This is a genomic window from Pseudomonas sp. RC4D1, assembly GCF_018390395.1.
Classification (GTDB): Bacteria; Pseudomonadota; Gammaproteobacteria; order Pseudomonadales; family Pseudomonadaceae; genus Aquipseudomonas; species Aquipseudomonas danubii.
This window is the reverse complement of sequence record NZ_JAHBAW010000003.1, coordinates 1,379,933-1,387,383: the sequence shown is the minus strand read 5'-3', so window position 1 is coordinate 1,387,383 and position 7,451 is coordinate 1,379,933. Positions and strand designations below refer to the sequence as shown.

The window sequence follows — 7,451 nt, the reverse complement described above, 5'->3', positions numbered from 1 at the left end:
CCCCCCCCCCACACAAAACCAAACGTCCCCCTCACCACAACAATGAACACCTCCCAACATAAAAAAACCGCCAAAGCACCTTGCCCCACCCCCTCAATTCATTCAGCATCCGCGCTCCAATTTTCCAGGGAAAGGAACACGTCATGGTCGAAGACCTGTATTACGACGATTACCCAGAGGCCAAGGCCGAACTGATCAAGGCCATCGAACGCGGCCGCCTGCCACTGCTGACCCAGGAACTCAACGCCTACGACTGCATCCAGGCGATCTTCGAACTGGACGCCATCAACAACCCCAAGGACGAGGAAGACGCCTTCTTCGACCTGGCCCTGGCCCTGATCGGCTGGATTCCCGGCCCCGGGCAAGGCCTGAAGATCCTCCTGCGCCTGATCAATCGCGCGCCCCAGCGCCACGCCGAAAAGCTCTTCGACCTGATCCGCCACACCCTCTTGGCCTGCCGCCTGAAAACCAGCCCCGAACAACTGCTGGAAAAGTGCCTGGACCCCGTGCGCCTGGCCGAAGAGCTGCCCGAGATCATCCGCGGCGTGAGCGCCTCCACCACCTTCAACGGCCTCACGCCCCAGCAGCAGCGCCTGGTGCTGCACAACCTCAACGAAGCCTGCGAACACACCGACTTCCTCATGGTGACGGTGCAAGAGCGCATCGCCCCGTGGATCGCCGAACAGCGCAACAACTCGGCCGCCGCCCACAGCCGCGGCCCGGCCCTGCAGCCCAAGCCACAGTCCTCCCTGGAAGCCGGCACGCCAACCATCAACCGCGCTGCGCAGCCTGAAACCCGCGATGCCGCGCGCATCACCCGGGACGTCAACCAGGGTATGGAACAGCTCACCGGCGAAGACCACTGGCTGGAGCTGAACCTGCACTACCCCAACCTGGAACCGGTGTCCGGCGCCGCCTACCGAGTGATCTTCAGCGACGGCTCGCAAGCCGAAGGCAACCTTGACGAAGAGGGCTTCGCCCGCCTGGAGGGCATTCCTCCCGGTCCGGCCAAGGTCTACTACGGCGAAGACCCGCGCCCCTACCTGCGCCAACCGATCTCGGCCCTTCCCGCCAATGCGCAGCAGCTGGAAGAGGAACTGGAGCAGCTCGACCTGGAGCCGGCCGAAGTGGACCTGGCGACCCTGCTGCTGGAAACCTCGCAGCGCAAGGCGCCCTTCACCCTGATTCCCGTCTACTGAGACAAGGCGCCAAGATGAACCGCAGACAAGTGTTTCTCAGCCACGCCCATTACCACCGCTACCTGGAAAGCCTGGCGGGCACCGAAGCCCGCTGGCAGATGCACTCGATGACGGCCGACAGCCCCGAGCAAGAAGCCGCCCTCAAGGCCGCGGAAGTCAAGGACGCGCGCCTGCATCATCTGATCCTGAACTACACCGGCGGTGCGTCCATGGAGGCGTTGGCCCAGGAACTGGACGGGTTGATCGAGGGCTACGAGGACTACCAGCGCAAGCTGGGGCTTTGTGAAGAACTGCCGAATATCGCGCCGCTGAACATCGACGACTACCCCCACGATTACGAAGAATATGTACAGGTCATCAGCCTGTGCATCCTGCTGCAACGCGGCGACCTGCTGCCCCGGGTGGCGCTGTTGCAGGACCGTGCCGGCTACCATGCCGAGGACACCCTGATCGAGGATCTGCTCAAACCCTACCTGCCGGATCGCGCCGACCTCGATGAGTGGTACCACACCCTCTACTCGCCCCTGATCTGGGCGATCTACAGCGAAGACCCGGACGAACCTCGGGACCTGCTGGTGGAGTACTGCAACCAGTGGTACCAGTCCTTCGAGCACGCCTCGTGGTACGACAGCCACCTGGACATGGACGAGGGTGGTTACTACTTCGGCTACTGGGCCTTCGAGGCCGCGGCAGTGGCCTACCTGTATGGCCTGGACGACAGTGCGGTCAAGCACATGGTCTTCCCCCGGGACCTGCTCGACTACGCCCGGCGCTTTACCCCGCCGCCGATTCCCCAGCAGGCGGCGCAGGACTGAAACACGCCTCCTGCCGGCGATGAGTGCCCCATTCCATCCTCGATCCAACCCTGCGGGCCAGCCCACTCGCGGGCGCCCTTATCCCTGATTCGCGTCTACCGAGCCAAGGCACCGACATGAACCGCAGACAAGTGTTTCTCAGCCACAAGCAGTACCACGACCTCCTCGAAAGCCTGGCCGGCGAAGAGGCCCATTGGCAGGCCCATTCGATGATGTCCGACAGCCCCGAGCAGGAAGCCTCCCTCAAGGCCTCCAATGTGTGCCGCGCGCGCCTGCACCACCTGATCCTGGGCTACACCGGCGGTGCCCCCATGGAGCAACTGGCCCGGGAGCTGGATGGGGTGATCGAAGGCTACGAGGACTACCAGCGCAAGATGGGGGTTTATGAAGAACGGCCGGATGTCGCGCCGCTGAACATCCAAGACTACCCCGACGAGTACGAGGAATATGTCCAGGTCATCAGCCTGTGCATCCTGCTGCAACGCAGCGACCTGCTACCGCGTCTGGTGCTGCTGCAGGACCGTGCCGGCTTTGGCGGCCAGGACACCCTGATCGAGGACCTGCTCAAGGCCTACCTGCCGGATCGTGAAGACGTTGATCAGTGGTTCCACGACGTCTCCACGCCCCTGATCCGGGCCATCTACACCGAAGATCCGGATGAACCTCGGGAGCTGCTAGTGGAGTACTGCAACCAGTGGTACGAGGCGTTCGAACAGGCCCCATGGCACGACAGCCACCTGGACGGCGACGAGGGTTCCTATTTCGGCTACTGGGCCTTTGAAGCGGCTGCCGTGGCCTACCTGTATGGCCTGGACGACAGCGCGGTCAAGCACATGATCTTCCCCCGGGAGATGCTCGACTACGCCCGGCGCTTTACCCCGCCGCCGATGCCCTTCCACTGAGACCAGGTACTGACATGCAACGCAGGCAAGTGTTCCTCGACCCGAAGCAGTACCACATCCTCCTGGAGTTCCTGGCGGGTACCGAAGCCCATTGGCAGACACATTCTATGGAAGAGGACTACCCCGGGCAGGAAGCCTCGCTCAAGGCCTGGGAGGTCAAGCGAGCACGCCTGGACCATCTGATCCTGGGCTACACCGGCGGCAAGGCCATGCCGGAGCTGGCCCAGGAGCTGGACGCACTGATCGCCAGCTACGAGGAGCATCAGCGCACCTTGGCCCTGTGCAACGAGGTGCCCGATATCGCGCCGCTGAACATCGAGGACTACCTCGACCAGTACGAGGAATACGTGCAGGTCATCAGCCTGTGCATCCTGCTGCAACGCCGCGACCTGCTGCCGCGCATGGTGGCGCTGCAGGACCGCGCCGGCTTCCACGCCGAGGACACCCTGATCGAGGACCTGCTCAAGCCCTGCCTGCCGGGCCGCGCAGACATCGATGAGTGGTACCACCCGGTCTATACGCCGCTGATCAGGGCCATCTACGCCGATCAAGCGGACGAGGCCCGGGAGCTGCTGGTGGAGTACTGCGACCAGTGGTATGAAGCGTTCGAACAGGCCCCATGGCACGACAGCCACCTGGACGGTGAATCCTACTTCGGCTACTGGGCCTTTGAAGCCGCGGCAGTGGCCTACCTGTATGGCCTGGACGACAGTGCGGTCAAGCACATGGTCTTCCCCCGGGACCTGCTCGACTACGCCAGGCGCTTTACCCCGCCGCCGATTCCCCAACAGCTGGCGCAGCACTGATAGACCGCGTTTACCGCCCCTCCTTAAAGGTTATGCATTGCCCATGAAATCCTGGATCAAGACCCTGCTGATCACCCTGCTCGCGGCCGCCCTGTGCCTGCTGTTCGCCCGCGTTGTGCTGCCCCCGCTGCTGGTGCAGCTGATACCGCCGAGCTGGGAAGGCGGCCCGTGGTTCTGGGTCAATCTGCTGCTGGCGGGTTTCCTGGCCGGGCTGGTGGTGGCGCCCCTGCTGCGGACCCGGCGTTACTACCCGGTGCCGCTGCTGCTTCTGCTGTCCGTCCTGGTGGTGGTCGGTAATTGGGCGCATAACCGCTGCAACGACGCTCAGCTGCAGGCCATCGAACAGCTGGAAAGGCGCAGCGCGAGCCATTCGAACCTGGGGTTCTCCAGTGAGGAACCCGCGCCTTCGGCGCCCGTGGACGTGAGCGCCACACCGGGCGTCTGGGCCCATGAACAAGGCAATGGATATGGCTACAGCTGCACCCGCCCGGGGGAAACCCAGGGCTACCTGATGCCACAGTTGATGAGCTTTGGCATCAGCGTGCTGGGGCTGTTGCTGGCCCTGCTGATCGGCCCCGGCCGCCGCCGCGCCCGCTGAGAAAACCGTAGGAGCTGGCTTGCCAGCGAAGGCGCCTGCGAGGTCGGCGCAAGGCTTGAGGGCCCCTTCGCCGGCACGCCAGCTCCTACGGGATAGGCCGCAGACTTGCGGGGGCTCAGCGGCCGCCGCCCAGGTCTACGAAGGTGCCGGTGGCGTAGGAAGCCTTGTCCGACAGCAGCCAGAGAATGGCTTCGGCCACTTCGTCGGGACGTCCGCCACGCCCCATGGGAATCGCCGACTCCAGTTTGCTGACCCGGTCGGCATCGCCGCTCAGGGCATGAAAATCGGTGTAGATGTAGCCCGGACGCACCGCATTGACGCGGATGCCCTCGCCCGCCACTTCCTTGGACAGACCGATGGTGAAAGTGTCCAGCGCGCCCTTGGAGGCGGCGTAGTCGACGTACTCGCCGGGAGCCCCCAGGCGCGCGGCAACCGACGACACGTTGACGATGCTGCCACCCTGCCCGCCATGGCGCGGCGACATGCGCAGCACCGCGTGCTTGGCGCAGAGGATCGGCCCCATGACATTGGTCTTCATGATCTTCTGGATACGGAATTCGGACATTTCGTCGAGACGGGACTTGTGCCCCACGGTGCCGGCGTTGTTGACCAGGGCCGTGACCCGACCCAGTTCGTTGTCGACCCGGTGAAACAGGCCAATGACCTCGTCCTCGATGCTGACATCGGCCCGCACCGCAATGGCCTGGGCGCCCAGGGCACGGACCTGCTCCAGAACCTGCTGAGCCGACTGTTCGTCGGCCTGATAGTTGATGCACACCTTGAAACCCTGCTGAGCAGCCAGCAACGCCGTGGCTGCGCCGATTCCCCGCCCGCCACCGGTGATGACGATGACTTTGTCCATGCTGCCGACTCCCTGACTGATCGTTTCAACGCCCGTCATTAAACACTGCACCGGCAGCGATGAAAACCGCAGTGACATCAATCAGCCCCTATCCAAAGGTCGCAGGAACTGCAGCCAGGGATTCGCTCAGGGCCCCGCTCAGGACTTGTGTTCAGCCAGCTGAATGCCCTGCATGAAGCCTTCGGGCGGCAATGGCTGGCCCAGGTAATAGCCCTGCAACGAATCGCAGCCCAGTTGGGTGAGGAAGGTCTGCTGCACCCCGGTTTCCACCCCCTCGGCGACGATGCGCAGGCCCAGGGCCTGCCCCAGGGCGACAATCGCCGAGACGATGGCGGCGTCGTCGCTGTCGTGCTCCAGGTCGCGGACAAAGCCACGGTCGATCTTCAGCTCGTTGGCCGGCAGGCGCTTGAGGTACATCAGGCTCGAATAGCCGGTGCCGAAGTCGTCGATGGACAGGTCCACCCCCATGTCCGCCAACTGCTGCAGGACGATCATGCTGACGTCGGCGTCGTTCATCGCCGTGGTCTCGGTGATCTCCAGGGTCAGGTTATTGGCCGGCAACTGGTAGCGCTGCAAGGCCTCCTGCACGCTCTTGACCAGCCCCACGTGACAGAACTGCAGGGCCGAGAGGTTCACCGCGATCCGCCAGTGGGTATAGCCCAGGACATACCACTCGCGCATCTGTCGGCAGGCTTCCTGCAGCACCCAGTCGCCGATGGCGATGATCAGCCCGCTCTTCTCCGCCAATTCGATGAACTTGTCCGGCAGCAGCAGGCCGTGCTGCGGATGTTCCCAGCGCAACAGGGCCTCGGCCCCCACCGGACGACCATTGCTGGCATCGAACTTGGGTTGGTAATACAGGCGGAACTGCTGATGCTCCAGGGCATTGCGCAGGTCCTGAAGCAACTGCAGTTGACGCCGGGCATTGGTGTTCATCGATGCGTCGAAAAAGCTGTAGCCGTTCTTGCCGGTGGCCTTGGCGTGATACATGGCCGCGTCGGCGTTCATCAACAGTTCCTGGGCGGTCAGGCCATTGCCGGGATACACCGCGATGCCGATGCTGGCGGAGATCTGCAAATCGTGGTCGGCCACGCGGAACGAACAGGACACCAGGCCCACCTGGCGTGCCGCCAGCCGCAGGGCATCTTCCGGCTCGCCGAGCTGTACCAGCAGCACGAACTCGTCGCCACCGATCCGCGCCAGGGTGTCCTCAGTGCGCAGGTCCTCTCGCAGGCGCTGGGCCACTTCTCGCAGCAACTGGTCGCCCATGTGGTGACCGAAGGCGTCATTGACCGGCTTGAAGCCGTCCAGATCGATGAACATCAGCGCAAAGCAGCCACCATGGGCGGTGACCCGGTGCATGGCCTGATCGATGCGGTCCGCCAGCAGGATGCGATTGGGCAACCCGGTCAGGGTGTCGTGCAGGGCCAGCTGGGTCAGTTCTTTGTTGGCCTCGGTCAAGGACTGCGCCAGCACTGCGGTGCGGGCTTCCAGGCGCGCATCCAGCACCGAGGTCAGCAAGGCAATGATCAGCACCGCCAGGGTGGTGATCAGCACCAGATTGTCCAGGCCGTTGCCGCTCAAGCCACTGCCCAGCGCACCGCAGAAGCTGCCATCGGCGAAACGCGCCGCGGCCATGCCGGTGTAGTGCATACCGACAATGGCAAAGCCCATCACAATCGCCGCGCCGGTACGGGCAAGACGCACATGGGGCGTGTTCTGGCGCAGGCGAAAGGCGATCCACAGCGCCGCCAGCGAAGCACCAAAGGCAATCAGCAACGAGGCGCTGAACAGGCTCGGGTCGTAGTCGATACCCGGCTGCATGCGCATGGCCGCCATGCCGGTGTAGTGCATGCCGCTGATGCCGGTGCCCATGATCAAGGCACCGAACAGCAATTGCCCCAGCGGCAGACGCGGCTGGCTCACCAGCCACAGGGCAAAACCGCAAGACAGGATCGAGATCAGCAGGGACAAGGCGGTTAGCGCAATGTCATAGCCCAGCGCCACAGGCAGTTCGAAGGCGAGCATGCCGATAAAGTGCATCGACCACACACCAACGCCCATGGCCAGGGCTCCGCCGCACATCCATAGATAGGCTGCACGGCCTTTGGTGGTGGCAATGCGACCGGTGAGATCAAGGGCGGTATAGGAAGCGAGGATCGCCACGAAAATGGAAATCACGACCAGTGCGGGGGAGTAACTACCGATGAGCATGGGGCATCTCTTGGTCGTTGTGCCGACAGTTTGCTCGGCGGGAAAAAGCGCAGAT

General features: G+C 63.6%; 7 protein-coding genes. 5 read left to right on the top strand and 2 right to left on the bottom strand.

Features of this window, described 5'->3' with window-relative positions; translation table 11 throughout:
* Positions 1–143 precede the first annotated feature (143 nt).
* From KHO49_RS30965 to KHO49_RS30945, 5 genes are all read left to right on the top strand, one after another.
* The gene (locus KHO49_RS30965; protein WP_110653286.1) at positions 144–1,199 is read left to right on the top strand and encodes a hypothetical protein; all 1,056 of its coding nucleotides are present in this window, start codon (positions 144–146) and stop codon (positions 1,197–1,199) included.
* A gap of 14 nt (positions 1,200–1,213) precedes the next feature.
* A complete protein-coding gene (locus KHO49_RS30960) occupies positions 1,214–2,014 on the top strand; it encodes a PoNe immunity protein domain-containing protein (protein ID WP_170004404.1) in 801 nt (266 codons plus the stop codon).
* A 116-nt stretch (positions 2,015–2,130) separates the two neighbouring features.
* Positions 2,131–2,916: a PoNe immunity protein domain-containing protein gene (locus KHO49_RS30955; protein ID WP_110653287.1), complete on the top strand. Its 786-nt coding sequence runs from the start codon at positions 2,131–2,133 to the stop codon at positions 2,914–2,916.
* Between the two features lie 14 nt (positions 2,917–2,930).
* On the top strand, positions 2,931–3,722 hold the full coding sequence (locus tag KHO49_RS30950; RefSeq protein ID WP_213666489.1) for a PoNe immunity protein domain-containing protein: 792 nt from the start codon (positions 2,931–2,933) through the stop codon (positions 3,720–3,722).
* 43 nt (positions 3,723–3,765) lie between these two features.
* Positions 3,766–4,320 carry a hypothetical protein gene (locus tag KHO49_RS30945; protein ID WP_110596847.1) on the top strand — a complete coding sequence of 185 codons (555 nt, stop codon included), beginning with the start codon at positions 3,766–3,768 and terminating at the stop codon, positions 4,318–4,320.
* Between the two features lie 115 nt (positions 4,321–4,435).
* On the opposite strand, the gene KHO49_RS30940 is transcribed toward KHO49_RS30945, so the two are convergent.
* Both KHO49_RS30940 and KHO49_RS30935 read right to left on the bottom strand, forming a co-directional pair.
* Positions 4,436–5,182 carry an SDR family oxidoreductase gene (locus KHO49_RS30940; protein ID WP_102879187.1) on the bottom strand — a complete coding sequence of 249 codons (747 nt, stop codon included), beginning with the start codon at positions 5,180–5,182 and terminating at the stop codon, positions 4,436–4,438.
* A gap of 138 nt (positions 5,183–5,320) precedes the next feature.
* Complete coding sequence (locus tag KHO49_RS30935; RefSeq protein WP_213666488.1) at positions 5,321–7,396, bottom strand: putative bifunctional diguanylate cyclase/phosphodiesterase; 2,076 nt, start codon at positions 7,394–7,396, stop codon at positions 5,321–5,323.
* Positions 7,397–7,451 lie beyond the last annotated feature (55 nt).

Excerpts from the sequence above, each read along its gene's own strand:
- KHO49_RS30955 (WP_110653287.1), top strand. The coding sequence starts at position 2,131 with ATGAACCGCAGACAAGTGTTTCTCAGCCACAAGCAGTACCACGACCTC.
- KHO49_RS30945 (WP_110596847.1), top strand. The coding sequence starts at position 3,766 with ATGAAATCCTGGATCAAGACCCTGCTGATCACCCTGCTCGCGGCCGCC.
- KHO49_RS30935 (WP_213666488.1), bottom strand. The coding sequence starts at position 7,396 with ATGCTCATCGGTAGTTACTCCCCCGCACTGGTCGTGATTTCCATTTTC.
- KHO49_RS30960 (WP_170004404.1), top strand. The coding sequence starts at position 1,214 with ATGAACCGCAGACAAGTGTTTCTCAGCCACGCCCATTACCACCGCTAC.
- KHO49_RS30940 (WP_102879187.1), bottom strand. The coding sequence starts at position 5,182 with ATGGACAAAGTCATCGTCATCACCGGTGGCGGGCGGGGAATCGGCGCA.
- KHO49_RS30965 (WP_110653286.1), top strand. The coding sequence starts at position 144 with ATGGTCGAAGACCTGTATTACGACGATTACCCAGAGGCCAAGGCCGAA.
- KHO49_RS30950 (WP_213666489.1), top strand. The coding sequence starts at position 2,931 with ATGCAACGCAGGCAAGTGTTCCTCGACCCGAAGCAGTACCACATCCTC.